This is a genomic window from Hominimerdicola alba (genome assembly GCF_900112155.1).
GTDB classification, from domain to species: Bacteria; Bacillota; Clostridia; order Oscillospirales; family Ruminococcaceae; genus Hominimerdicola; species Hominimerdicola alba_D.
The window spans coordinates 42130-66408 of sequence record NZ_FOKQ01000011.1 but is presented as its reverse complement, the minus strand read 5'-3'; the positions used below and the strand labels follow the sequence as shown (position 1 = coordinate 66408).

General features: G+C 47.5%; 27 protein-coding genes. 13 read left to right on the top strand and 14 right to left on the bottom strand.

From position 1 onward, the window contains the following. Positions 1-26 precede the first annotated feature (26 nt). The 8 genes from BM265_RS07930 to BM265_RS07895 all read right to left on the bottom strand — a co-directional run bounded on the left by BM265_RS07930 (position 27) and on the right by BM265_RS07895 (position 7274). Entirely contained in the window at positions 27-2603 is a 2577-nt protein-coding gene (locus BM265_RS07930; protein WP_074961081.1) for an NYN domain-containing protein, read from the bottom strand. An 81-nt stretch (positions 2604-2684) separates the two neighbouring features. Further along, positions 2685-4058 (bottom strand): helix-turn-helix domain-containing protein, encoded by a 1374-nt coding sequence (locus tag BM265_RS07925; RefSeq protein ID WP_074961039.1) that lies wholly within the window; start codon positions 4056-4058, stop codon positions 2685-2687. A 275-nt stretch (positions 4059-4333) separates the two neighbouring features. Then, positions 4334-4567, bottom strand: coding sequence for a KH domain-containing protein (locus BM265_RS07920; protein WP_074961038.1), 234 nt, complete (start codon positions 4565-4567; stop codon positions 4334-4336). A 101-nt stretch (positions 4568-4668) separates the two neighbouring features. After that, complete coding sequence (rpsP, locus tag BM265_RS07915) at positions 4669-4911, bottom strand: 30S ribosomal protein S16 (protein WP_013497166.1); 243 nt, start codon at positions 4909-4911, stop codon at positions 4669-4671. A 68-nt stretch (positions 4912-4979) separates the two neighbouring features. Beyond that, entirely contained in the window at positions 4980-5183 is a 204-nt protein-coding gene (locus tag BM265_RS07910) for an immunity 17 family protein (protein ID WP_074961037.1), read from the bottom strand. 34 nt (positions 5184-5217) lie between these two features. Then, a complete protein-coding gene (locus BM265_RS07905; RefSeq protein WP_074961036.1) occupies positions 5218-5430 on the bottom strand; it encodes a hypothetical protein in 213 nt (70 codons plus the stop codon). 11 nt (positions 5431-5441) lie between these two features. Continuing rightward, complete coding sequence (gene ffh / locus BM265_RS07900) at positions 5442-6827, bottom strand: signal recognition particle protein (RefSeq protein ID WP_074961035.1); 1386 nt, start codon at positions 6825-6827, stop codon at positions 5442-5444. A gap of 45 nt (positions 6828-6872) precedes the next feature. Further along, positions 6873-7274 carry a putative DNA-binding protein gene (locus tag BM265_RS07895; RefSeq protein WP_177219560.1) on the bottom strand — a complete coding sequence of 134 codons (402 nt, stop codon included), beginning with the start codon at positions 7272-7274 and terminating at the stop codon, positions 6873-6875. A 227-nt stretch (positions 7275-7501) separates the two neighbouring features. Between BM265_RS07895 and BM265_RS07890 the strand changes: the two genes are divergently transcribed. The 9 genes from BM265_RS07890 (at position 7502) to BM265_RS07860 (ending at position 16592) form a co-directional block, all read left to right on the top strand. Beyond that, a complete protein-coding gene (locus BM265_RS07890) occupies positions 7502-8467 on the top strand; it encodes an aldo/keto reductase (protein ID WP_074961034.1) in 966 nt (321 codons plus the stop codon). Between the two features lie 304 nt (positions 8468-8771). Next, the gene (locus BM265_RS07880) at positions 8772-9992 is read left to right on the top strand and encodes a CobW family GTP-binding protein (protein ID WP_074961032.1); all 1221 of its coding nucleotides are present in this window, start codon (positions 8772-8774) and stop codon (positions 9990-9992) included. 76 nt (positions 9993-10068) lie between these two features. Next, on the top strand, positions 10069-11337 hold the full coding sequence (locus BM265_RS07875; RefSeq protein ID WP_074961031.1) for a hypothetical protein: 1269 nt from the start codon (positions 10069-10071) through the stop codon (positions 11335-11337). 203 nt (positions 11338-11540) lie between these two features. Then, positions 11541-12497, top strand: a complete 957-nt coding sequence (locus BM265_RS07870) for a TIGR03943 family putative permease subunit (RefSeq protein ID WP_074961030.1) — start codon at positions 11541-11543, stop codon at positions 12495-12497. 204 nt (positions 12498-12701) lie between these two features. Then, positions 12702-12833, top strand: coding sequence for a hypothetical protein (locus tag BM265_RS20880; RefSeq protein ID WP_278287615.1), 132 nt, complete (start codon positions 12702-12704; stop codon positions 12831-12833). Positions 12834-12839: 6 nt separating this feature from the next. Then, positions 12840-13007: a hypothetical protein gene (locus tag BM265_RS20020; protein ID WP_177219559.1), complete on the top strand. Its 168-nt coding sequence runs from the start codon at positions 12840-12842 to the stop codon at positions 13005-13007. Further along, positions 13000-13335, top strand: coding sequence for a hypothetical protein (locus tag BM265_RS19695; protein WP_143098692.1), 336 nt, complete (start codon positions 13000-13002; stop codon positions 13333-13335). The genes BM265_RS20020 and BM265_RS19695 overlap by 8 nt, the downstream gene beginning before the upstream one ends. Next, positions 13248-14618 (top strand): hypothetical protein, encoded by a 1371-nt coding sequence (locus BM265_RS07865; protein ID WP_074961029.1) that lies wholly within the window; start codon positions 13248-13250, stop codon positions 14616-14618. The genes BM265_RS19695 and BM265_RS07865 overlap by 88 nt, the downstream gene beginning before the upstream one ends. A gap of 342 nt (positions 14619-14960) precedes the next feature. Continuing rightward, entirely contained in the window at positions 14961-16592 is a 1632-nt protein-coding gene (locus BM265_RS07860; protein WP_074961028.1) for a class I adenylate-forming enzyme family protein, read from the top strand. Positions 16593-16698: 106 nt separating this feature from the next. Here BM265_RS07860 and BM265_RS07855 read toward each other — a convergent pair whose 3' ends face one another. Genes BM265_RS07855 through BM265_RS20010 form a run of 6 tightly spaced genes read right to left on the bottom strand, consistent with a single transcriptional unit; the run spans position 16699 to position 19657 of the window. Further along, positions 16699-18021 (bottom strand): ABC transporter permease, encoded by a 1323-nt coding sequence (locus BM265_RS07855; protein ID WP_074961027.1) that lies wholly within the window; start codon positions 18019-18021, stop codon positions 16699-16701. A gap of 6 nt (positions 18022-18027) precedes the next feature. After that, a complete protein-coding gene (locus tag BM265_RS07850) occupies positions 18028-18780 on the bottom strand; it encodes an ABC transporter ATP-binding protein (RefSeq protein ID WP_074961026.1) in 753 nt (250 codons plus the stop codon). A gap of 19 nt (positions 18781-18799) precedes the next feature. Next, entirely contained in the window at positions 18800-19030 is a 231-nt protein-coding gene (locus BM265_RS07845) for a hypothetical protein (protein ID WP_074961025.1), read from the bottom strand. Continuing rightward, positions 19027-19239, bottom strand: coding sequence for a hypothetical protein (locus tag BM265_RS07840; RefSeq protein ID WP_074961024.1), 213 nt, complete (start codon positions 19237-19239; stop codon positions 19027-19029). The genes BM265_RS07845 and BM265_RS07840 overlap by 4 nt, the downstream gene beginning before the upstream one ends. 21 nt (positions 19240-19260) lie before the next feature. Then, positions 19261-19437, bottom strand: coding sequence for a hypothetical protein (locus BM265_RS20015; protein ID WP_177219558.1), 177 nt, complete (start codon positions 19435-19437; stop codon positions 19261-19263). Positions 19438-19489: 52 nt separating this feature from the next. After that, positions 19490-19657 (bottom strand): hypothetical protein, encoded by a 168-nt coding sequence (locus tag BM265_RS20010; RefSeq protein ID WP_177219557.1) that lies wholly within the window; start codon positions 19655-19657, stop codon positions 19490-19492. Positions 19658-20112: 455 nt separating this feature from the next. Here BM265_RS20010 and BM265_RS07835 point away from each other — a divergent pair, with 455 nt between their 5' ends. The 4 genes from BM265_RS07835 (at position 20113) to BM265_RS07820 (ending at position 24263) form a co-directional block, all read left to right on the top strand. Further along, a complete protein-coding gene (locus BM265_RS07835) occupies positions 20113-21144 on the top strand; it encodes an MraY family glycosyltransferase (RefSeq protein WP_081358398.1) in 1032 nt (343 codons plus the stop codon). 88 nt (positions 21145-21232) lie between these two features. Beyond that, positions 21233-22255, top strand: a complete 1023-nt coding sequence (locus BM265_RS07830) for a lysylphosphatidylglycerol synthase transmembrane domain-containing protein (protein ID WP_242940802.1) — start codon at positions 21233-21235, stop codon at positions 22253-22255. A gap of 100 nt (positions 22256-22355) precedes the next feature. Continuing rightward, a complete protein-coding gene (locus BM265_RS07825) occupies positions 22356-22985 on the top strand; it encodes a CDP-alcohol phosphatidyltransferase family protein (RefSeq protein WP_074961022.1) in 630 nt (209 codons plus the stop codon). Between the two features lie 21 nt (positions 22986-23006). Then, positions 23007-24263, top strand: a complete 1257-nt coding sequence (locus BM265_RS07820; protein WP_074961021.1) for a DUF7021 domain-containing protein — start codon at positions 23007-23009, stop codon at positions 24261-24263. Positions 24264-24279: the final 16 nt, after the last annotated feature.

Below are 24279 nucleotides of genomic sequence, written 5' to 3'. Positions count from 1 at the left end.
GCGTATCAGCGAAAAAAACATATAAGTCATTTCAGTTTCCTGCGGTTGAGCTTCTCGATATAGTCCCTGACAGCCCTTTCTGCGGTCTCTACATCGTGTTTAAGGTCGCTGGCAGACATTCTTCTCGCCCCCGAGCCCATGATTATCACCTGTTCAAGCCCGTCGGAAGTCGCCACCGTAACTCGGTGCTCCTTAGCCAGCTGATGAGCCGTGCGCTCGATGTAGGTGTCGGCGGTCTCTGCCTCCTTGGTATATACCACGCTGACGCTCCCCGCCTTGTCGATATGCTCGGGCTCTTTAACGCGGTAGGCATCGAAAACTATTATAAGCTCACAGCCCCGACAGCCCTGAAAACTGCTAAGACGGTTTATCAGCGTACTTCTGGCAAGGTCGAGATTTTCAGCCGCCAGCTTTTTCAGGTCGTCCCATGCGAAAATTATGTTGTAGCCGTCAACCAGCAGGTATTCGGGACCCGTGGGGACAGGTCTGGGCTTGGACTTTGTCTTCGTGACTTCCTTGGGAGTGCGCATAGCATCCCGCTTTTTGCGGTTTATGGAGCCGTAGGTGCGCTCGAATATCGCCATAAGTTCCTCGTCCTCAACTGCTCGGCGTACAAAATCAGCCGCGCGGGTGCGGACTTCTTCAGCCTGCTGATACTGCCGCCTGCCCGTTTCGGGGCTGACGTGCATCTGCTCGTCGGCTTCATTCCAGGGCACAACGTGACCCGCACCGTGGGAGCAGAAGACGGAATCCGCGTAGTTATGAGTATCCTTGTCTGGGTCGTAGGCTATCTCGGCGATGACTTCATCGGCATCAAGACAGACATCATAGCCCGCCGCCCGACAGCTTAACCTGCCAAGACCCTTTGTGTAGCCCGCCACATCGGTGTGATAGAACCGAAGTTTCGACACAGGAGCAGTGCCTGTCAGCACCGCAGTTTCGCCGTCGGTCTCGGGGGGCTCGGCGTGTGCGCCCATGCGGTCAAGGTCGGTGAGAGCTCTGCCCACGTTTGCGGCAGGTATCTCCAGTCTATAAGCATACCATGGTTCCAGCAGAATGCTTTTCGCCTTGCGCAGGCCCTGCCTTACAGCGCGGTAAGTCGCCTGACGAAAATCGCCGCCCTCGGTGTGTTTCAGGTGCGCCCGCCCCGCAGTCAGGGTGATGCGCATATCGGTTATGGGCGAACAGGTCAGCACGCCGCGGTGGGTCTTCTCTTTCAGGTGGGTCAGGATAAGTCGCTGCCAGTTGCGGCTGAGGATATCCTCGCTGCAATCGCTGTCAAATTCCAGTCCGCTGCCGCGGGGCAGGGGTTCAAGGCGAAGATGGACTTCCGCATAGTGGCGCAGGGGCTCAAAGTGACCTGCTCCGTCGATCGGCTCGACAATAGTTTCGCGATACGCTATCCGTCCCTCACTCAGCTCTATCTCCATGCCAAAACGCTCGCTGACGATGCGTTTCAGGACTTCCGCCTGAACTTCACCCATCAGCGCCGCTGTCACCTCGTGAAGCTGCTCGTTATAGTTCACCGCCATGGTGGGGTCTTCATCTTCAAGGATACGCAGCCTGCTGAGAAGCGTGTGCTCGTCAACTTCCTTTGGCGCGATAACACGGTAGGTCAGCACAGGCTCGAGTATCTGCTCGGTGTCGGTGGGCTCAAACCCCAGACCCTGACCTGCGAAAGTCGCCGTAAGTGCGGGCACAGCGCAGACTTCACCCTGAACAACAACCTCGGCGTTGCGGGCTTTTTCACCGCTGTACACCCTTATCCTGCCCACCTTTTCGCTGACTTCCTCGCCCTCGCGATCGGTGTAGGTCAGCACATCGCGGACGGCAAGACTTCCGCCTGTGATCTTCATGTGGGTTAGCTTCGCGCCGTTGTCCTCGGTGATCTTGTAGACTTTAGCACCGAATTCGGCATTTTCCTCGGGCAGAGGGATATACTTTGAAATGCAGTCAAGCAGAGCTTCTATGCCCTCCAATCTCAGTGCAGAGCCGAAGCATACCGGTATCAGATGTCTCTGTGCTATGGCAGAAATTATATTGCTGTCCGAAATTTTACCCTTTTCCAGATATTCTTCCATCATTTCTTCAGTGCAGAGGGATAGCGCTTCCGTCAGTTCATCGGCGGGCTGTGCAAAGGAAACGCACCTTTCTCCCATGGCGGCAGTCACGGAATTCATGACGAAATCCTTTCTCGCGCCGTCCATGTCCATCTTGTTCACGAAGATGAAAGTGGGGATATCGTACCTTTCCAGCAGCCGCGCCAGAGTTTTTGTATGTGGCTGAACGCCGTCGGTGCCGCTTATAACCAGTATAGCCGCATCTATCACACGCAGAGTTCGCTCGGTCTCCCCCGAGAAATCAACGTGCCCGGGAGTATCCAGCAAAGTGAATCCCACACCGCCGTACTCAAAGACCGCCTGCTTTGAGAATATTGTTATACCCCTGTCACGCTCAATGGGGTTATTATCAAGAAATGCGTCCTTGTGATCGACACGACCCAGCTTGCGGATAGCCCCGCTTTTATAGAGCATAGCCTCCGAAAGCGTAGTCTTGCCAGAGTCAACGTGCGCAAGTATTCCTATTACTGCTTTTCTGTTCATATTATTATACCAACCTTGTCTTTCCATATCACGTTCTCTTTTGCCGCAAACAAATATTTATCAAATGGACTGCGGAGCTGTTTACAGTTCGCTTTTGCAGTTAGCGAAGCTGCGGAATGCTTGTTTCATGGGTTCGTAGGTAAAGGTGAATGAGCGGGCGGGGGAGGACAGTTTATTCATGTACACGCGGTCGTCCTCGAAGCACAGCTGCACTTTTCCGTACTCACATACCTCGGCATTTTCCGAGGGCGTTATCGGGTCTGCTATCTCCATAAGCGGCTTGCACTTGCTAAGCAGAGCGTCAAACACACGGATATTACGCTCGATACCTTTTTCCTTGGTTATATAGGCGTATTCCGATTCAGCCGCCGTATCCCTTACGCCGTAGCTTTGTATGCAGGCGTTATTAGGGTCAATGATGATGGAGCAGGCGAATCTTCCGCCCACAGGGCTTGTGGAATAATAAGGCTCTATCTGCCCCAGAACATAAAGCGGCAGCCAGCTGATGATAGCCTCGATCATCTCGTGCACACTGCGGTCGATGCTGTGGATTATTTTAATGCGTGTACCGCAGTTGAAACAGATTTTCATCAGATTTATCCACAGAGAACCGTAATCCCATGTCAGCCAGTCGATGTTGATATCTGAATACAGAAGTATCTCAGGGCTGTTGTTTTTGATGATGTTATCAAGAAAGCGTGCGCAGCACTGCTGAAGTCCGCCGGCGCCGTAGTACTCAGACTTTATTTCGTAAGGCGGAACCTCGGGCATATCGTACTTCTCCTGCACATCGGGAATATCATTTATCATCTTGATGAGCCACTTGACTGACTGCATATTCGCGGGCATATCCCTGCTGCTCAGCCACATGAATATCTGCTCGGAGCGCTCGTTTTCGACTTCTTCGTCTTTTGTTCCAATAAGCTCTTTCAGCTGATTTACCTTATACTCACTGTCAATGCTCTCGGCAATAGCAGAACACAGCTTCATCAACAGTCCCGTGCTTCTGAGAGGTACTCTCTCGCCGCTGCGCATACGGCTGATATAAGATGGGTCAACACCTATCATGCTGCTGAGTTCCTTATTAGAAAGCTCGGCGATATCCATAAGACTGCACAGCTTGTTCCCGAAAACATTGCTATCGGGTCTTTCGTCGGTATCCGCAGGCGTGTCCTTGCCATCGAAAAGCCATACCGTCAGGGCAGAAATGATCTTATCCTCGGTGATATCCGCACATTTGATAATACTGCAAAGCTCACTCAGCCTGCTGTTATCACAGCAGTAGTAGTAAACACCCTCGACAAATTTTTTGACGGTGGTGCTTTTGCCTGTGTAATTTCTGGAACCGCTCCTGAGCCTGCAAAAATTCGCAGGACCGCACCCCGCATATCCCGCGATCACGCTGTTTTCAACGTCCAGCTTTTTCAGCAGGAAAGCCACTTTCTTACTTAACATCTGCCGTGATCCTTTCTTTTAGACTTACATAAACATACAGACATTATATCATATTACGCGTATGATTACAAGTACTTACCAAGTCATACCACCGTATGCGGTCGCATCCTCCCAAAAAATCGATCGCCGAAGGCGACATCTTACATTATTCATTTTTCATTATTCACTATTCATTATTCACTGAGCGGGAGCATAAACCGAACCAAGAAAATAAAATGCACTTCTGCCATATAATGACAAAAGTGCTGAAAATCATATATTACCGCGCCCGCGATTCAGTCTATCTCGACCATGATCTTCTGACCGGAACGAGAAGCAGCCGCTCTCATAACAACGCGGATAGCCTTAGCGATCCTGCCCTGCTTGCCTATAACTCTGCCCATATCATCAGCCGCAACGTGCAGATGATATACGATAACGCCCTCATCGTTGGGTTCATCAGCAGATACTTCAACAGCTGTCTTGTCTTCGACCAGATCGCTGACGATAGTTTTCAGTAAATCTTCCATAGTAAAGCTCCTTTACCTCCCGCAAAAGTTATCGGTAAGGCAGATGCGGGATACGTTTACCTTACCGATCGGATCTTTATACAAAGCTTTCGGCTCGTATATTACAGTGTGCCGTTCTTCTTCAGAATTGCCTTTACTGTATCGGTAGGCTGTGCGCCCTTAGCGATCCAGCTCTTTACCTTCTCGTCGTCAACCTTAACCAGGGAAGGCTCCTTGGTAGGATCATAGTAACCCAGCTCCTCGATAAATCTGCCATCTCTGGGATATCTGGAGTCAGCAACAACAAGTCTGTAGAAAGGAGCCTTCTTAGCACCCATTCTTCTCAGTCTGATCTTAACTGCCATTTGTATTCACCTCCATAAACTTTCCTTAAATATATCAAAGCGGGGAACTCCGCATTGAAAACTTAAATTCAAACAAACAATGTTACAACACCTATCAATACGAGGAACACGCCGATTCCGATATAGAACTTTCTTGCGCCGTCCCTGCCGAGTATCCTTACCCAGAACCGCGCCTTGCGGCTGTCCATGTACCAGTCATAGTCCTTGTAAGCACAGAATATTGAGAAACCGCCTGCCAATATGATCAGCAAAGCCATCAAAGGATCGCTCATATCCTAACCTCCGCCATACATCGGACATCAGACATCATACTAATATTACTATCATCAGTATGCCCACGAGTATACTCATCAAGCCTAATGCCGCATAAAACATACGCGAACCATCTCTGCCAAGCCGTGATATAAACATCGGTTTTCTGCCATCTGTGCGGTCAAACCATTTATCACCCTTAATGGCAAAAATCAAAATGAACAAACCAACTGCGATAATACACAGCCCGCCTGAAGCTTCTCTCATTCCACCCGGGTTCAGCCCTGCTGCTTAGGAGAATTCTTTCCTGCGCCCAGACCTTTCAGAAGTGCAGCTCTCTTGCGTCTTGCGCTCTTGCCGTGCAGCATACCGCCGCCGATACCAAACTGCTTCATCATCTTCTTCATATCGTCATACTGTTTCAGCAGCTGATTTACATCAGATACCTGTGTGCCGCTGCCCGCAGCGATACGTCTTTTACGCTTGGGGTCGATTATCGCGGGCTTCTTGCGCTCTGCCTTGGTCATCGAATGTATGATAGCCTCGGTCTTTTTCAGCGCAGCCTCGCCCATTTCCAGATCCTCATCGGATACTTTATTTGCACCCGGCAGCATCGAGATGATGTTCTTTATACTGCCCATCTTGTGGATCTGCTTCATCTGTTCCAGCAGGTCATCGAGGTCAAAGCCCTCTTCCTGCATCTTCTTCGCAAGCTTCTCGGCTTCCTCTTCATCCACCGTCTGGCTCGCCTTTTCGATAAGGGTGAGCATATCGCCCATGCCCAGTATTCTCGAAGCCATTCTCTCGGGGTGGAAAGGCTCGAACTCGTCAAGCTTTTCGCCCATACCCACGAACTTGATAGGCTTACCTGTAACAGCAAGTACGGACAGCGCCGCACCGCCTCTTGTATCGGAATCGAGCTTGGTCAGTATAACGGAATCGATGCCCAGTGCTTCATCAAAGCTTGAAGCTACCTTGACAGCATCCTGACCGATCATCGCATCCACAACCAGCATTATCTCGTTGGGCTCTGCGATCTTCTTGATGTCCTTCAGCTCGTCCATCAGCTCTTCATCGATGTGCAGACGACCCGCAGTATCTATGATAACAAGATCATTGCCGTAGTCCTTAGCCTGTTTAAGACCTTCCTTGACTATCTTGCGGGGGTCTATCTGACCCATCTCAAACACGGGTACTTCCGCCTTTTCAGCCACTATCTTCAGCTGATCTATAGCCGCAGGTCTGTAAACGTCCGCTGCTATCAGCAGAGGTCTGCTGCCCTGACGCTTGAACATCTTAGCCAGCTTTGCTGCATGGGTGGTCTTACCCGAACCCTGCAAGCCGCACATCATGATAACACAGGGCGGTTTGCTTGGGAAATTTATCTTTGAGTTTGCCTCGCCCATCAGCTTGACAAGCTCCTCGTTAACTATCTTTATTACCTGCTGTGCGGGAGTAAGGCTCTTCAGAACGTCCTCGCCGACACTTCTCTCCGTAACGTTAGCCACGAAATCCTTGACTACCTTATAGCTTACGTCCGCCTCCAGCAGAGCCATCTTGACCTCTTTCATAGCCTCCTTAACGTCGGCTTCGGTCAGTTTTCCTCTGCCTTTCAGCTTTTTGAAAACGCCGCCAAGCTTTTCGCTCAATCCTTCAAATGCCATAAGTCTGCCTCCCTGTCCGTGGAATTTATAGTAGATATGAAGCCGTTATTCAGCGGCTTCTTCGCTGATCTCTTCTGTTTCGTATTCGGCAAGCTTGCTGTCAAGATTTTCAAGCAGTACAACAGTCTTTTCGGCTATCGGCCTTGACATACTTATGCGCTTGCATTCATTGAAGATATCGAGCGCCTGTTCTTTAAGCTCCTTGAGCTCTTCAACATACGCTCTCTGCGCTTTCAGCAGACCGAGCTTTTCCTCATAATCCGCCAGCGCCTTTTCGCAGTGCTTTACCGCATCATGAACGCCCTGTCTTGAGATACCGCATTCAGCCGCTATCTCACCAAGACTGAGGTCATCATTATAATACAGATCCATGATGTTGAACTGCTTTTCCGTCAGCAGCCTGCCATACAGATCGAGCAGGATATACATTTCAAAGCTTTTTGCCAAGTTTATCCGCCCCTTTCAGACTTTCTGCGAACTTTTTCGGATACCTGTAAAGCACCATAGCTTTACAACGTTACTTATTATATACCACTTTCCTGCTTTTGTCAAGGGGGCTCGAACAAAAACATAAAATTTTACAATTTGTTATATAAATCACGCGATTTATATGTTATAATTTTAGGATATTAATAATAGGATGATTAAATAATGAACAAGAGGAGGGCTTAAAATTGATAACCTGTACACTAAAAAACGACAAATACGAGATAAAGATCCCCAGCCTTACCTACGGTACAGCGAATTTTGAGAGAAAGGACAGCGACGAGACCTATTTTTCCTATCTGGATAAATACATCGAGCTCGGCGGCTGGTGCATAGATACAGCCCGCGTTTACTGCGACTGGGTCGAGGACGGCGCAGATGTGAGCGAATCTGTCATCGGCAGATGGCTTGAATCCAGAAAGTGCCGCGACAAGGTGATCATCTCCACCAAGGGCGGTCATTACGACCTTGAGACAAGAGAATCCCGCCTTGACAGAGCAAGCCTTGAAGCTGATCTTGCAAGAAGTCTTGAATGCCTGAAAACAGACTATGTAGATATATATTTTCTTCACCGCGATGACCCACATATCCCCGTTGAGGAGATAATGCCGATACTGAACGATATGTATCAGTCGGGGAAGATACACTTCATCGGTGTATCCAACTGGACTACCTCGCGTATACAGGAAGCTAACAAATTTGCACGCAAACACGGCATGGAGCCTATACGCATCAGCCAGATAAACTATTCTCTTGCCCACGCAAGCACTGATATACTTGGTGACTCTACACTTGTGTGTATGGATACCCAGGAGTTCGGCTGGTACAGACGCAACCACTTCCCTGTTATGGCATTTTCGCCGCAGGCAAAGGGATTTTTCGCAAAGCTCGCAAGGGGCGACGCTGCCACAAATCTTCCCGAAAGCCAGTTCGCTTCCACTGCTAACCTTGCACGTCTTGCGAGAGTAAAGCAGCTCTGCGACAAGACAGGCACTCCCCCTGCGGTAGTACCTCTGGGCTACCTGAACAGCCAGCCTTTCTTTGTATCATCGGTATTCGCCGTAACAAAGCTCTGGCAGATGGAGGAGAATATGGAAGCACAGGATCTGGTCTACGACGAAAAGACCCTGGCATTCCTCGATAATCGTATATGATATTATGACCGCTGAATTTTCGGCGGTCTTTTTGTTTAATATGACAAAGCGTAGGCGGTGGGATACCATTTAATAGGGTGGCTTGCGGTGGCATCATGCGGAAGATATATCCGCATACCAAGTATATGCAAGTGCATACGGTGGCATACGCTCGCATTTATTTTGCTGCCACCGCATCCGGGCGCACCCGCAATTGTGCATTTTGGAAATTATTTCACGGCGTCTTTACTTTTATCGGAATATGTGCTATAATAAAAAATGAGAAATTGTATGATCTCATAATTATTAGAAAGAAGTGTTTTTCATGACTAAGATCACCATATTCAGCGGATTCCTCGGCGCAGGCAAGACTACGCTGATAAAGAAACTCATCGCCGACGGCTACAAGGGCGAGAAACTCGTGCTTATCGAGAACGAATTCGGACAGATAGGCATCGACGGCGGATTTTTGCAGGACGCAGGCGTTGAGATAACCGAGATGAATTCGGGCTGTATATGCTGTTCGCTGGTGGGCGATTTCGGCAAGGCACTGGTACAGGTGCTTGAGACCTATAAGCCCGACCGTATACTTATCGAACCATCGGGTGTAGGCAAGCTCAGCGACGTTATCAAAGCTGTGCAGGATATCCACGCACATGACGTAGTGCTGGACGGCTTCACAACTGTTGTTGACGCTGCAAAGTGCAAGATGTACCAGAAGAATTTCGGTGAATTCTTCAACAACCAGATAACCTACGCAAGCTGCCTGATACTCAGCCATGCAAAGGGCGTTCCTCAAGAGAGACTTGATGATGTAGTTGCAAGGCTTCGTGCCCTGAACGACAAGGCTCCCATCGTTACTACTGACTGGGATCTGCTGACAGGCAAGCAGCTCACTGATGCCATGACACAGAAGAACACTCTCGATGATGAGCTGAAGGCTCTGCTGGAAGAGGAACATGAACATCACCACCATCATCACCACGATGATGAGGAGCACGAGCATCACCATCATCACCATGACGATGAAGAGCATGAGCACCACCATCACGAGCATGGCGAGGACTGCACCTGCGGCTGCCACGATCATGATCACGAACATGAACATCATCATGACCATGAACATGAGCACGAGCATCATCACGATCATGAGCATGAACACCATCATCACCATGATCACGATCATGACCATGAGCATCACCACCATGAGCACGGCGAGGACTGCACCTGCGGCTGTCACGATCACGATCATCATCACCACCACGCTGACGAAGTATTCACCAGCTGGGGCAGAGAGACCGCAAAGAAGTACACCGCTGATGAGATACGCGTTGCCCTTGAAGCACTGGAAGACGAGAAGAAGTACGGCTTCGTGCTCCGTGCAAAAGGCATAGTTGAGGGCACCGACGGCACCTGGATACACTACGACTACGTTCCCGGTGTGCCCGATGTAAGAACAGGTTCTGCAAGTACCATCGGCAGACTGTGCGTTATCGGCTCTCAGCTGAACGAAGAAGCTGTTTCGGAGCTTTTCGGGGTACAGTGATACCCTGACGCTCCCGCAAAATAAATTATACTATATTAAATGGTAAAACTAAGGTATACCAAAAAGGAGGTACAGCATGGATAAGTCAAATTACGAGATAAAGAAAGACCTTTTCTACCCGGGAAGTTTTCAGGGTGAGGACGGCAGCACTCAGTATGTTCCCTTTGAGAACGCAGGCGAACGTTATGAATACAGCAGCGAACTCAACGGCAAGGTTTACGAGAAGGTAAGCGTAAAGTTCAAAAAGGACGGCGAGGACGCACAGTTCTGCGGCGTATGGCACGGTCATATATTTACCGATGATGAGGTATCCGTGCTGTGCAGCGGCGGGAGCATCACCTTTGATTCTGTCGAGGGCAACATGGTATACACCGTTACAGGCAGCCTGAAAGAGGTGCAGAAGGACATCGACCCATTCAATGTGTCCTTCAATTCAAGCTACAAGCTGTTCAATGCGGCTGAGTACGAATTCGTGCCTGAGGTATTTCCGAAAAAGCACATACCCAAGATAACCGAGTTCGATAAAAAGACCCTTTACATCTACCACGAGGGCGAGCTTGTGGAGATGGAGTTCCTTTGCAGGGAGCTGCCCGATGCGGCACAGCTGAACCGTCTGCTGGGCGGCGGCATAATCGAGGTTGTAGGCAAGGAGTTCACCGAAAACGGACAGCCCGCGGCATACTACGGCTATGAGCTGAAAAAGGCTTCTGCAAAGTACGGCGGCTGTGTTATACACTACAACGACGGCAGCTATATACCGCTGAAGAACAGTCTGGGCGAGTACAGGTTCCTATATGAGAGAAGCCTGCGCACAGGCGACCTTACAGTTACCCTGAGCAGCTTCTTCATGCCGAAGGATATGGACATGAAGAAAGTTGCCGAGCAGCTTTTCCAGATGGAATTTCTGTACGAGAATTACAGCAGCGAGATACTCGACCGCGACCTTGACAGCTTCATGGCGCGTGTGCTGAGATGTCCCGTGAAGTTCTCGGGAGTATGGTGCGGACACATCTTCACCCCCGAGGAGATAGGCAAACTAAGCAGGGGCGAATCGGTGGACTTCGACTACTTCGACGAAAGCGGTACACTTTGCAGAGTAAATGGTGCGCTGGAGATAAACGGTCTGCAGTGCATACTCCACAAAGATGGCGGCTCGGTGCTGCTTGATCAGTACGACATAGTTCGCGGTTCTCAGGACAAGATAGTTCTGCCCGATTACGACTGCGAGCATGAGTATTTCTGCCGTATGGGCTTTGTGCCCGAAGGCGGCATGAAAAAGTTTGTGCCTGTAAAGGAGGAAGAGAAGTTTGAATCCTACGACCCCGACGGCATGGTGCCGTTCTGACAGCAGTGATAATAATGGAATATGACTATCCCTTTATCACACCGCTTATACCCAGTCCGGTAATGAATATTTATTGAGATGTCTTCTTTCCCCGCCCACGGCGGGGAAAGAAGACCGCCGTCTATTGATACCGCCTGTCAAAAGGCTGTTTAGTGGTGTGTCAGCGGGATAACAATATAATAGATCAGGAGAGTAATCTGAAAATGAATGAAGATAATTTTGTGCCCGTGTACCTGTTCACGGGATTTCTGGAGGGCGGCAAGACCACCTTTATACAGAAGACGCTTGAAGACAAGCGTTTCAACAACGGTGACAGGACACTTCTGCTGATATGCGAGGAAGGCATGGAGGAGTACGACACCAGTGACTTCGAGAAGAGCCATATATATCCCCGCGTGATAGAAGATAAGGACGAGCTGAACCCTATCAATCTGCAGAAGCTGTACACTGAGGTACACGGTCAGCGAGTTATGATAGAGTACAATGGTATGTGGACGATGAACGATCTGCTGAACGCACTGCCTGACAGCTGGGCGATCTACCAGATAATGAATTTCACCGATGCGACCACATTCCTCAACTACAACCAGAACATGAGATCCCTGGTAGTTGACAAGCTCTCAAACTGTGAGCTGACGGTGTTTAACCGTTTTGACAAAGCAACTATGGACAAGATGGAGTTCCATAAGATAGTAAGAGGTGTCAGCAGACGTACAGATATCGCCTACGAGTGTACTGACGGTACTTCCGAGTACGACGACATCGAAGACCCTCTGCCTTTTGACATCAATGCTGATACCATCGAAGTTGATGAAAGGGACTACGCGCTGTGGTACAGAGATATCAATGAAGAGCCAGAAAAGTACGACGGCAAGCGGGTGCATCTGAAAGCTATGGCGGCGATGAACCCCAAGTTCCCCAAAGGCACAATCGCCTTGGGCAGAAAGATAATGACCTGCTGTGTTGAGGATATCACATTCTGCTGGCTGGCAAGCCTTTGCGATGAACAGCTTGATCTGACAACGCCCAAGTGGTTCGATGTGACATTTACAGTAAAGATGCAGAAGCACAAGCTTTACAAGGGCAAGGGTCCCGTGCTTGTTGTGGAGAAGCTTGTTCCCGCCGATGCGCCTTTACAGGAAGTTGCAACATTCTATTGATAAATTACACAAGTCTTCCGACAATTTTCGTACCGTCGGAAGACTTTTTTTATTATGCAGGATAGCTGACTATCCCGAAAAATCACATATAAATTAACGTCAATAATTTTCACCTAAAAATCATTGACATTAAAATATTAAAGTGTTATAATTTTAACGAGAGTATAGATATATCCTACTCACAAAATATAGGAGGCATAAAAAATGAAAAACAACAAAAAGATCATTTCAGGCTTAACTGCACTGGCACTTGCCTGCGGACTTTCTCTGCCCGCATCGGCTTCGCTCAACACAGGCGATTCAAGGGCTTACAGAGGTACAGGCTATCTGGCATAGTACGAGGTGCTTTCCGTTAAGGACGGTTACACCACAGTTAAGATCTCCCTGAAGAACACCAGCAAGAAGACAATAAACAACTGGGCTGTGGGCTTTGAACACGAAGGCGAGATACAGAACGTAAAATACGGCAGACTGTTCACCGAGAACTACAGTTATGTAGGTTTTGAATGAGAAAAGCGTTATCAGGAACAGCAGCACCAATGGCACTGTTGCTCCGAATGAGTGCGTTTCGTTCACCTTTACCATGACGGACGAGTATGGATACAATGAACTTCCCGAAAGACTGAGAGTATACTCTGATGTGGACAAATCAAACACAGTTGACGGTCTGAACAAAGCTGCCCGGTATTGCTTTGGTGCCGTTGGTGTAGTTTATAGTGATTATGAATATGAGGGTCTCAGTTTAGAGGATTGCTTCAAGAACGGAGAATTTGCAAAGGCAAATTCAAAAGGCGGCATGAAGACAGGCTTCATACAGCAAAAGGCGACAAGGCGGTAAATATCGAAGCTTCGCAGTATGCCCGCGGCAATATAAGCGTATATGTTGGCAAAACAAAAATCAACGGTGAGGACTCTGCTTTTATTCAGGTAAGGGATAACAAGACAGGCAAGGTAGGTCAGTTCCCCCACCCCTCAAATGGTAATGTAACATGGGGCACATTTGACCCCGATTCACCCATATGTACAAATTACAGTACCGAAGATGTTAACCGCGCAGCTAAATTTGCATATAATGAAGTTGCTGAATATATAGCTGATCTGGAAACAATGGGACTTGACTATAAGGGATGCTTTGAAAACGGCGGTTTTCCGAATGCGCACACTCAGGACGGATTGAAGATAGACTGTAATTCATCGCTTACCGAAGGTGATAAAGCCATAAACGACTGGCTGAAATTCTATTATGACGGCATGATCGTATATGTAGGCACGAACGGTACCGATGCTTACGGATATCCGGAATTCTTTGTTCAGGCAAAGGATCCCAAGACAGGAAAGACAGGTCAGTATCCTCATCCCACACAGGGCGAAGCAACATGGGGTACATTCGATGAAAATACATCTGAGGCTGTGAAATCAAGAGAGCTTGACGAAGATGCCAAGACTGCGTATAATGCTGTAGCCGAATATATCGCAGATTATGAAACAGAACACGGTTTGAATAGTTTGCAAGAGATTTTTGACAACGGCGAATTTCCACAGGCAAACACCAAGGATGGACTGAAAATAGGTACAAAAGAACTTACTAAAGGTGATGCCGCTGTCAACAGTGAGCTGCTCAACAATGGTCGGGGAACAAATGTCAGTGTATATGTGGGCATGGCAACTATCAACAGCGAGGAATCTTTCTTTGTTCAGGTAAAGGATAACACTACCGGCAATATAGGTCAGTATCCGACACCCGATCACAGGAATATTGAATGGGGCACCCTGCACGCCAAGAAACCTAACCAAAGCGAAAAGATTACTCTATCTCTGTATGCTGATCGCGGTTCTTCTGCTAAGGTAAATAGTATAAAGCTTGAAGCAGGCAGCACAATACCGGAGAGTACTATCGCTTCCTGGATAGAAATGGGTGAATCAATGACTACTGACTGGATACCTTATAATGGCTATTCCGTAAGAACAGTTTTCATAGCGATACAGAATGATGATGGAGAAAGAATCGAAAAATACATAGATAACCCTGTTATCTCAGATAGTAATTTCTATATTATTACAACTCGTGAAAAAAGGGTGGAATCCTTAACAAGAGATTCAGCAACATGGGGCACAAACTGACGTATCGTAAGTGCGGTGCTGAAGCTTGACGTTACCCTATAGCTAAATAATTACCGATAGTGACACATCAGCGCTATCACACATAAACTAAAAATAATCGCGCGGTTAATGCTGCTTTGTCGGCATATACTGCGCGATTCGTTTTTTATATCCCGCCTGTCTGCTTTTTGCTTGTGCAAACTGCAAAAAGGGTCTGCGACATTTTTGTACAAAAAAAGCCCTGTGAAGTCTTTACTTTTTTCTATGAATGTGGTAAAATTAACTTAATTGCTTTTGTGCTTTACAGCTTTTATACTTTCATATATCAAAGCACAAAATTCGTTCGGAAAGGATAATTTTATAATGCCAATTACAGAATTTTTGGAAAGAAATGCAGCTGAACTCCCCGATAAAACAGCCCTTGTAGAGCTCAACCCCGAGATACGCGAGAAGCGCGTAACATGGAAGGAATATGAACTCATAGAGCCTACCGCAGATGTACCCTACAGACGCGAGATAACATGGTCGGTATTCAATGAGAAGGCTAACCGTTTCGCTAACCTGCTCATCTCCCGCGGTGTTAAAAAGGGCGACAAGGTCGGTATTTTGCTGATGAACTGCCTTGAATGGCTGCCTATATACTTCGGCATACTGAAAACAGGCGCTCTAGCTGTGCCCCTTAATTTCAGATATACCGCAGATGAGATAAAGTACTGCGTTGAACTGGCTGAGGTGGATATCCTCGTATTCGGCCCCGAATTCATCGGCAGAGTTGAAGAGATAGTTGACGATATCAGCAAGAACCGTCTGCTGTTCTACGTTGGTGAGGGATGTCCCACTTTCGCTGAGCATTATGACAGACTTGCTGCAAACTGCTCCAGCGTTTCGCCTGATATCAGACTGACTGATGAAGATTATGCAGCTATATACTTCTCTTCGGGTACTACAGGCTTCCCCAAGGCTATACTTCACAAGCACATGAGCCTTGTTCATTCCGCAAGAGTTGAACAGGCGCACCACGGTCAGACCGAGAACGATGTCTTCCTCTGCATACCGCCCCTTTACCATACAGGTGCTAAGATGCACTGGTTCGGCAGCCTTATCTCGGGCGGCAAGGCTGTTATACTCAAAGGTGTCAAGCCTAAGTTCGTGCTTGAAGCAGTTTCAAGCGAGCTCTGCACCATCGTATGGCTGCTGGTGCCATGGGCTCAGGATATCCTCGATGCAGTTGACAGAGGAGATATCGACATAACCCAGTATCAGCTCTCCCAGTGGAGACTTATGCATATAGGCGCACAGCCTGTTCCGCCCTCTCTTATCTCAAGGTGGAAGAAGCTGTTCCCCAATCATCAGTACGATACAAACTACGGTCTCAGCGAGAGCATAGGCCCCGGCTGTGTACATCTTGGTGTTGAGAATATCCACAAGGTTGGCGCTATCGGCAAGGCTGGCTTTGGCTGGGTGGTCAAGATAGTTGACGAGCGCGGCGAAACTGTTCCCCGCGGCGAGGTCGGCGAACTTTGCGTAAAGGGTCCCGGCGTTATGACCTGCTATTACCGCGACCCCAAGGCTACCGAAGAGACTCTCAAGGACGGCTGGCTGTTCACAGGCGATATGGCACAGGAGGACGAGGACGGATTCATATTCCTCGTTGACAGAAAGAAAGACGTTATCATCAGCGGCGGTGAGAATCTCTATCCCGTACAGATAGAGGATTTCCTGCGTGCACACCCTGCTGTAAAGGACGTTGCAGTTATCGGTCTGCCTGACAAGAGACTGGGTGAGATCGCAGCGGCTATAATCTCCATCAAAGAGGGCATGGAATGTTCCGAGGAGGAGATAAACGACTTCTGCCACAAACTGCCCCGCTACAAGAGACCCCACAAAGTCATCTTCGCGGACGTACCCAGAAACCCCACAGGCAAGATCGAAAAGCCTGTTCTCCGCAAGATCTACTGCGGCGAATCCGTAGTTGCCAAGCAGAACAATTCATAATAACAACTAACACCGCGGGAAATTTCCGCGGTGTTTTTTTGATATATAAAGCGAACTATCGGGAAATAGCCTGAAAGGCTTTCCCGATAGTTCTTTAAAGTGTTATTTATGATTCGCTCTCTTCGTTGGCTGTGCCTTGGCTCTTTTTACCGCCGATGCTCATGGTGAATATCCTGTCGCTCATGAATATCTTCAGTGCCATAAACATACATATTATGAGGAAAATGAACTGGTAGACAAGTCCGCCTGTATACACACCGTAGTTACCGAACATAGCGTTCTCGGAAGCCATGAAGGAGTGTGTGAAAGGTATAGCGTATACGATATATCTTACTGCGGGTGACATTGTCTTGATATCAACGAACATTGAAAGCATATAGGGTATCATTGTGCACATCATGATAGGCAGAGTAAGTGTCTGTGCGCTCTTTGCGTCCTTTGCCAGAACACCGAGTACCAGTGCAACGGACAGTGCTATCAGTATGGAAAGGAACATCTGGATACCTACGAGAACATACTGTCCTGCGTCCATGGTAAGACCCAGATCTTTCAGTATCTCGGAGTAGCCGCTGTCGGAGCCTACCTTTTCAAGTACGCCGTTCATCATGTTCTTTGAACCAAACATATAAACAGCCGCCTGCATAGCCGCTACAACTGCTGCCGCCAACATCTTAGCCGCTATGACGGAAAGTCTTGAAATAGGCGCGGTAAGCAGAGTTTCAAGAGTCTTGTCTATCTTCTCGGTGCTGATAGCGTTGAGTATCATGTTGGAAGACATCATGACCAGAACGAACATCATGATAGGAACTATCATACCCTGTGCTGAACACAGAGACATTACTATGCTTGCGGAGATATCAGCGCTCTTATCAGCTACTACTGTGGATTCTTCAAGGGCTATGGGGTTATTGAGGAATGATACCTCTTCATTTGAAAGCTTGCCGCTGGATACCTTGGTGCTGTATACAACGTCCTTTACAGCCGCTGTCAGGTATTCAACTGCCACCTGTGAACCTGTGTTCAGGTTGGACATTGTTGCCAGCGAGTTAAGTCTCTGGACGAATTTTACCTTTGCAGCCTCGTTGTTCTCCACGCTTGCGGTAAAGCCCTCGGGGATAATAACAACGTTCTTTACATCAGCCTTTTTCAGCTCCTTGGCATAGTCATCGGAGCTTATCTCCACCACATTTACCTCGCCGTCAAGCTGTGCAAGGTTGGCTGTCAGGAATTTTATCATGTTCTTGGTGAACTCTGTATCGTCCTGGTCGCAGATATTAATATCCATCATGGTTTCAGCGCTTTCCTCAACGGCTTTGCTCATAGCCTGTCCCGCAAAGGAAAGTATCACAACGGAAATGACCATAGTCATTATGGTCTGCAAGCTGAGCATCTCTCGAAGCTCTTTTAAAAATAGTGTCTTGAATTTCATTTTGTGTCACACCTCTTTGTTCCTTTTCATTACCACAGTCTCGAAAACGTCCTCCAGATTTTCAGCTTGGTATTTAGCTATAAGTTCCTCGGGAGTACCCGTTTCAAGCAGATGACCCTTTGCGATTATGCCTACTCTGTCGGATACATACTCTATCTCCAGCATATTATGTGAGGACAGCAGGAAGCTCATGCCCTCCCCTGCCAATTTCTTTATCATACGCCTTATCTCAAGGGCATTGATTATATCCAGACCCGAAGTAGGTTCATCGAGTATGGCAAGTGCGGGCTTTGACATTATCGCCCTTGCCAGCAGAAGCTTTCTCTGCATACCGCGGGAATAGCTCTGTATCTTATCATTGAGCCTGTCACCCAGCTCGCATATCTCTCTGCCTCTTTCAACATAGCTGTCAGCCTGCTGTTTATTGTCAGCATACAGCTCAGCCATGAATCTCAGGTAGTCGATGCCTTTCATGGTCTTGTAAGCACCTGCTTCATCGGGAAGATAGGTAATGCTCTTGCGGACTTTGTCGGGCTCGGTAAGTATGCTGTGACCGTTTACCACCGCATCGCCCTCTGTTGCCTGCAAAAGGGTGGATATCATTCTGATAGTTGTTGTCTTGCCTGCGCCGTTAGGTCCTATCAGCGCGAATATCTCGCCCTTGTGTACATCGAAAGTTACCTTCTCCGAAGCGTACACGCCCTTTTTGTACTGCTTTGAAAGTCCCTTGACCTCCAGAACCTTTTCTCTTGTTTCCATACGTTTCACCTCATATTTTTCAAATAAAGCTGTCCTCAGCGTTTTCCTGAGAAAGAATATCCTCATTGATGCTGTCCGTCATCAGCCCGACTGAACTTCCGCCTGCGCACACCAGCATCAGCGCTGTCAGCCCTTTGATATCGTCTTTCTGCGGAAGCCTGTGGCTGAAAGCGAAGAAGCACACCGCTATCAGCAGAGCCGCCGCCGCACCTTTAAGCGCATCGTACCTGCGCTGTGAGTTTGTTTTCATTCTGTTGTCTCCCTCTTTGTTCTATATATATATATCTTTTTTATCCTGCTTATAAAGTATCTGCCGAATGTGGGCAGTATCAGCATAGCGGCTATAAACAGCCTGAATGCTCTGTCGCTAAGACCGCTTAAAAGTATCGCAACGATGATACCTATAATTACCAATGAAACCGCTGTGATGATATCTTTTTTATTTGTCTTCAGTTTCATGATGTGTCTCCTTGTATATCTTTATCTGCCGTTCAGCTTATTGAAGCCTACTCTCAGAACAAGCATCAGACCCATGAGCACAATTGCAGGTGCTATGGTGCTGTCACCCATATTCATGAATACAAAAGCTATCAATGAACCTATTCCTATCAGAGCTGCCAGAACTGCTATTATCTTTCTGAACATTGTATTTTTCATATAAGTCACTCCCTTTGTTCCGTATCATTTTGTTGTGTGAGTTTATCTTGTTTTATCTGCTTCTGCGAACTATCCAGTTTGAAGCGGTGACCATGCTTGCCGAGCTGCACAGGCACGCGATCGCCGCTGTGCTTCCTCTTGCTGTTCCGATGATGCCCATGATCAGCATAAATACTGCGATGATCCTCAGTGCCAGAGCTTTTCTGTTTGTGTTATTCATAATGATACTTCCTTTCGGTTACGTTATTGTTGTCTGTATTTCTGTGTTACTGTTATGACTGTTATTGCAGCCTTAACTGTATGTATACAGTATACACAGTTTGCACAGTTTTGTCAATACCCCATGAATACAATTGTATGTGTGTACAATCCGACCAACAATATTCTTCGTCGAGTTGTGCACTCATAACAATCGAAGCCATATTTTGCCCCCAACCGTGTATATACACACCCCTTAACTGTGTATATACACTCACCCGATATATACACAGTTTATCAGATGAGCATAACAGTCAGATGAGGAGTGATTCCTATTATTAAAAAGGTATCCCCAGTTAACTCTGAAGTCAGACGGGTAAATTTGTGCAAAATGACCGCCCGTAAAATTTGCATTTTCTTATAATATGTAGTATAATATATGATGTATGAGTATTTTTATTTAAAAGGAAGATGCAAATGTTATACAGACTGTTTTTTGGTTCGGCTTATGATTTTTTTGATGAGGGAAACCCCTCGAAATATGCGGTTTTCGTGCTGCTGATGCTCGCTTTTTCGTTCTGGTCATGTTTTCTGGCGCTGAAGTTCTTCAGGAACATCCTGCCGAAAGATCAGGGCAGAGAATTCGCGGTAAACGGTGCGCTGTCACAGGGCAAGGCCAGGGGCTGCGGACTTATATTCATAACCACGTTCTGCCTTTCGGCGGCGCTGTTCATACCTCTTGACTTAGAGTATCTTATTTATCTCGTGCTGTTATACGGCGCTATGCTGACGGGCTATCTCGATGATGCCGCCAAGATACCCTGGGGCAACCTCAAAAAGGGTCTGCTTGACCTGGTGATATCTCTGGGTACGGCTGTTACTTTCTGGAAGTATAACGGCAGCAATATTGATATGCCCCTGCTTCACCTGCATTTCCACATACCCGCTGTGATATTCATCATACTGGCTGGTGTGCTGGTGTGGACTTCCATAAACGTCACCAACTGCACCGACGGCGTTGACGGTCTGTGTGCTTCACTGGTGATGGCGGTGCTTGGCAGCTTTGTGCTGTTCAGCGGCGTGCTGACACTCACTGTGGGCTGGTCTTTCCTTGATTTTGCTCCCGTGATAATGCTTGCGACACTTGCGGCTTATCTCTGGTTCAACTGTTCGCCCTCCACCATGCTTATGGGCGATGCTGGTTCCCGTGCGCTGGGTGTACTGCTTGCTATAATATTCCTGATGAGCAAGAATCCTATCAGCTTCGTACCTATGTGTATAGTTATCATACTGGACGGCGGTCTCAGCCTGCTGAAGGTAAGTTTCATACGTTTCCTCAAGATGAAGAACTTCATGAAGGATATCCGCACTCCCCTGCACGACCACTGCCGCAAGAACAAGGGCTGGTCTGATACACAGGTGGTAATGCGATTCACAATAATACAGCTGGTAATTAATATAATGTACCTTGCTGCAACAAACTACGACAGACTCACCTCCCTCAGCTAAGCTGACGGGCGATAAAGACATATATAAAAGTTGGTGAACGACAATAAAACGACTGATAAAAAAGAAATATTTCAAATACGTTCTTAATGTGGGCTTTATCGGGCTTATAATGCTGCTGACATTCCGACTGCTCTTCAAAGGACAGGAGCTTTCGGATATCATAAAAGACCTTAAGAACGCAGATGACAAATGGCTCTTGGCGGGACTTGCGCTGACCTTCTGCTTTGTGGCGGGAGAATCCTGCATAATACATTTTCTGCTAAGGGTATGCCGACAAAAAGTGCGGCTGACAAGCTGTCTGAAATACTCGTTTATCGGGTTCTTTTTCAGCTATATAACACCCTCGTCATCTGGCGGACAGCCTGCACAGATGTACTACATGAAAAAAGACGGCGTAAAGATAGGCTTCTCCTCGCTGATAATGCTACTGGTGACCATAGCTTACAAATCAGTGCTGGTGATACTGGGGCTTATCCTGCTGATATTCAATTTTGACGCGGTAGCCGAACACGGCGGTCGTCTCGCACCCCTGATTACACTGGGCTTCGTGCTGAATATAGCTTTCATCGCGGGACTGGCTTTCATCGTCGCAAGACCCGACTGGGCAAGACGTGCGGGCATAACCATACTCAACAAGCTGACGGACTGGAAGATAGTAAAGGAAAAGAACCACGAAAAGCTTGTGGAGAAGATAAACCGAATCTGCGATACTTACGTTATTGGTTCAAAGTACGTCAGAGAAAATGCGGTAACGGTTGCTAAGGTATTCATCATGACCCTTGTGCAGAGACTTTGCCTTTTTGCGGTGACATGGGTGATATACAAGTCCTACGGACTTTCGGGAGTCAGCTTTTATGACATCGTGACCATGCAGGTGATGATAGCTATTGCAGTGGAGATGCTTCCTCTGCCCGGTGCGGCGGGAGTTACCGAGGGAAGCTTCCTGCTGGTATTTGAAGCGATATTTGGTGAGGGATTTGTAAAACCCGCTCTGCTTCTCAGCCGAGGGCTTACATTCTATGCGGTACTGATCGTAGGCGGTATAGTAACGTTCATCGCCCACCTGAAAGTAATGCGTTCGGACAAGCAGCTGAATATCCCACGGAATTGATTTTTAACTTATATTATTGATAGGGGCATTACTTTACTGTACCCCAAAACATAGATCAAAAACTTTATAAAGATAAGATAAGAAGAGGGAAGAATTCAAAATGATAGGCTTTTATAATTATTCGGTAATACTCACTTATGTGGGACTATTATCATCGGTATACGGGATAACACAGGTATTTGAAGGGCATGACGCGATCGCGTTTTTCTGCCTTGTTATATCGGGCATATGCGACCTTTTTGACGGCAAGATAGCGCGTTCCATGAAGAACCGCTCAGACCATGAAAAGGTATTTGGCATACAGATAGATTCTCTCTGCGACCTTGTATGCTTCGGTGTTTTCCCAGCTTTGCTGGGTTATCACTACCATACGGTATACCCCATGAGACTGATACCCTCGCTTATGATAGTTCTTGCGGCAGTCATCAGACTGGCTTACTTCAATGTTATGGAAGAGGAACGTCAGCGTGAAACCGAGGAGAACCGCAAGGAATACGAGGGTCTGCCTGTTACAAGTGTTTGTATAGTTCTGCCGCTGTTGTATATCGGCAGGCATAATATACCCGGGTACATATTCCCATATGTTTTTCAGGGCTTCCTTGTGCTGATATCGGTAATGTTCGTGCTGAAGATAAAAGTCAACAAGCCCAGCAACAAAGGTCTGCTGATAATGTTCACACTGGGGCTCATAATCTTTTTCAGCTACCTTAAAATGAACCATATCATATAACTCCATCAGGAGGGGAAAGCTGTGGACAAATTTCTTTTCGGGATTCTGATACTTTTGTTAAGCTGTGTGATAACATTCACAGGTGTGACCGATTTCTTTTTGATAAAAGACTTCATCAAAGATGGCAGACCCGAGGCTCTGCTGTTCGCACTGCTCGCCTTTGCGGCGGGGCATATACTGAGCGGACTCGTATACGCGGCGTTATGCAGGTCGCAGGGTGAAAGGGACTTCAAAGGGAACTTTTTGACCTACCTGATGATCATAAGGTACTTTCCCAAGGCGCTGTTATACATAGTCTGGTACGGCGGAGGTCTTTTCCTGCTGATACTTACCTTTTACTGTCTGAAAGAATCAGGTCGAGAACTCGGTGTTTATTTCGCAGTGACAGTGCTGTGGATAGTGCTGACTTATTTCGGACACAAAGCTCTCAGAAAGATCGTTCTTGGCAATATCGATCCTGACAGCATCGTATGGCCGAACTCATATTATGAAAAGGATATCCGCACGATAGTAGCAGCTGTCGAAAAATGCGATACGAACGGCACATTCAGCGTAAATAGAAAAAAAGGTGTAGCGTACTGCGCGGACGTTCTCTGCACAGCCTTTTATGACGAAGAAAAAGGCGAACTAATGCCCGCAAAGGGATACCTCCACTGGTTCGTAAGAAATCAAACATACGATAACTGCGGCAAAATAAAGGGCTTTACCGAAAACGGGCTGTACCGTGTGCGTGTTCGTGAACAAATGAAAAAGAATACGGACGGCACAGAAAAACACCAAGGGTTCTGGCTTGAAAAGATCGTTGATAAAAAAGTGCAGTGCCCCGAATTACAGGCATATGTGGACGAATACAACAAGCCTATAATAGTAAAGGACGACTTCTTCGGAGAGCTTGAGTACGACAAGACAGAAGAGCGTTTCGAGGGCGAGATGAAGCTCGGCGAAGACAGTATCGGGGTATATATATATGCGGAAAACGAGCCCGAGAAGTGGGAGGCAATTATAAAAAATGCGGCTGAACACGTAGGCGATATATCCGAGCTGGACGAAAAATGCAGGAGATATGCAGCACAAAATATTGATGAAGTGTTCGATGAAGATAGCAACGAACTCTCTGAGCAGGCTATTTACGACGATCTGTCTCCGGTATGTTTAGACATTTATGATGAGACAGAGATCATAGCGGTATATGGTTCCGATAATCTATTTGGCTCACCTGAAATAAGGGTAAGCTATGATAAGGAAAAAGGTCCTTACGACTGGGAAATGGAATGTTAAAGCAAACGCGATCGAA

Coding starts and splice junctions, on each gene's coding strand:
- BM265_RS07835 (WP_081358398.1), top strand. CDS start 20,113: ATGTTATACAGACTGTTTTTTGGTTCGGCTTATGATTTTTTTGATGAG.
- BM265_RS07925 (WP_074961039.1), bottom strand. CDS start 4,058: ATGTTAAGTAAGAAAGTGGCTTTCCTGCTGAAAAAGCTGGACGTTGAA.
- BM265_RS07905 (WP_074961036.1), bottom strand. CDS start 5,430: ATGAGAGAAGCTTCAGGCGGGCTGTGTATTATCGCAGTTGGTTTGTTC.
- BM265_RS07840 (WP_074961024.1), bottom strand. CDS start 19,239: ATGAAACTGAAGACAAATAAAAAAGATATCATCACAGCGGTTTCATTG.
- BM265_RS20010 (WP_177219557.1), bottom strand. CDS start 19,657: ATGAATAACACAAACAGAAAAGCTCTGGCACTGAGGATCATCGCAGTA.
- BM265_RS07855 (WP_074961027.1), bottom strand. CDS start 18,021: ATGAAATTCAAGACACTATTTTTAAAAGAGCTTCGAGAGATGCTCAGC.
- BM265_RS20015 (WP_177219558.1), bottom strand. CDS start 19,437: ATGAAAAATACAATGTTCAGAAAGATAATAGCAGTTCTGGCAGCTCTG.
- BM265_RS07875 (WP_074961031.1), top strand. CDS start 10,069: ATGGATAAGTCAAATTACGAGATAAAGAAAGACCTTTTCTACCCGGGA.
- rpsP (WP_013497166.1), bottom strand. CDS start 4,911: ATGGCAGTTAAGATCAGACTGAGAAGAATGGGTGCTAAGAAGGCTCCT.
- BM265_RS07930 (WP_074961081.1), bottom strand. CDS start 2,603: ATGAACAGAAAAGCAGTAATAGGAATACTTGCGCACGTTGACTCTGGC.
- BM265_RS07825 (WP_074961022.1), top strand. CDS start 22,356: ATGATAGGCTTTTATAATTATTCGGTAATACTCACTTATGTGGGACTA.
- BM265_RS07880 (WP_074961032.1), top strand. CDS start 8,772: ATGACTAAGATCACCATATTCAGCGGATTCCTCGGCGCAGGCAAGACT.
- BM265_RS07920 (WP_074961038.1), bottom strand. CDS start 4,567: ATGGAAGATTTACTGAAAACTATCGTCAGCGATCTGGTCGAAGACAAG.
- BM265_RS07870 (WP_074961030.1), top strand. CDS start 11,541: ATGAATGAAGATAATTTTGTGCCCGTGTACCTGTTCACGGGATTTCTG.
- BM265_RS07910 (WP_074961037.1), bottom strand. CDS start 5,183: ATGAGCGATCCTTTGATGGCTTTGCTGATCATATTGGCAGGCGGTTTC.
- BM265_RS07845 (WP_074961025.1), bottom strand. CDS start 19,030: ATGAAAACAAACTCACAGCGCAGGTACGATGCGCTTAAAGGTGCGGCG.
- BM265_RS07860 (WP_074961028.1), top strand. CDS start 14,961: ATGCCAATTACAGAATTTTTGGAAAGAAATGCAGCTGAACTCCCCGAT.
- BM265_RS07850 (WP_074961026.1), bottom strand. CDS start 18,780: ATGGAAACAAGAGAAAAGGTTCTGGAGGTCAAGGGACTTTCAAAGCAG.
- BM265_RS20880 (WP_278287615.1), top strand. CDS start 12,702: ATGAAAAACAACAAAAAGATCATTTCAGGCTTAACTGCACTGGCACTT.
- ffh (WP_074961035.1), bottom strand. CDS start 6,827: ATGGCATTTGAAGGATTGAGCGAAAAGCTTGGCGGCGTTTTCAAAAAG.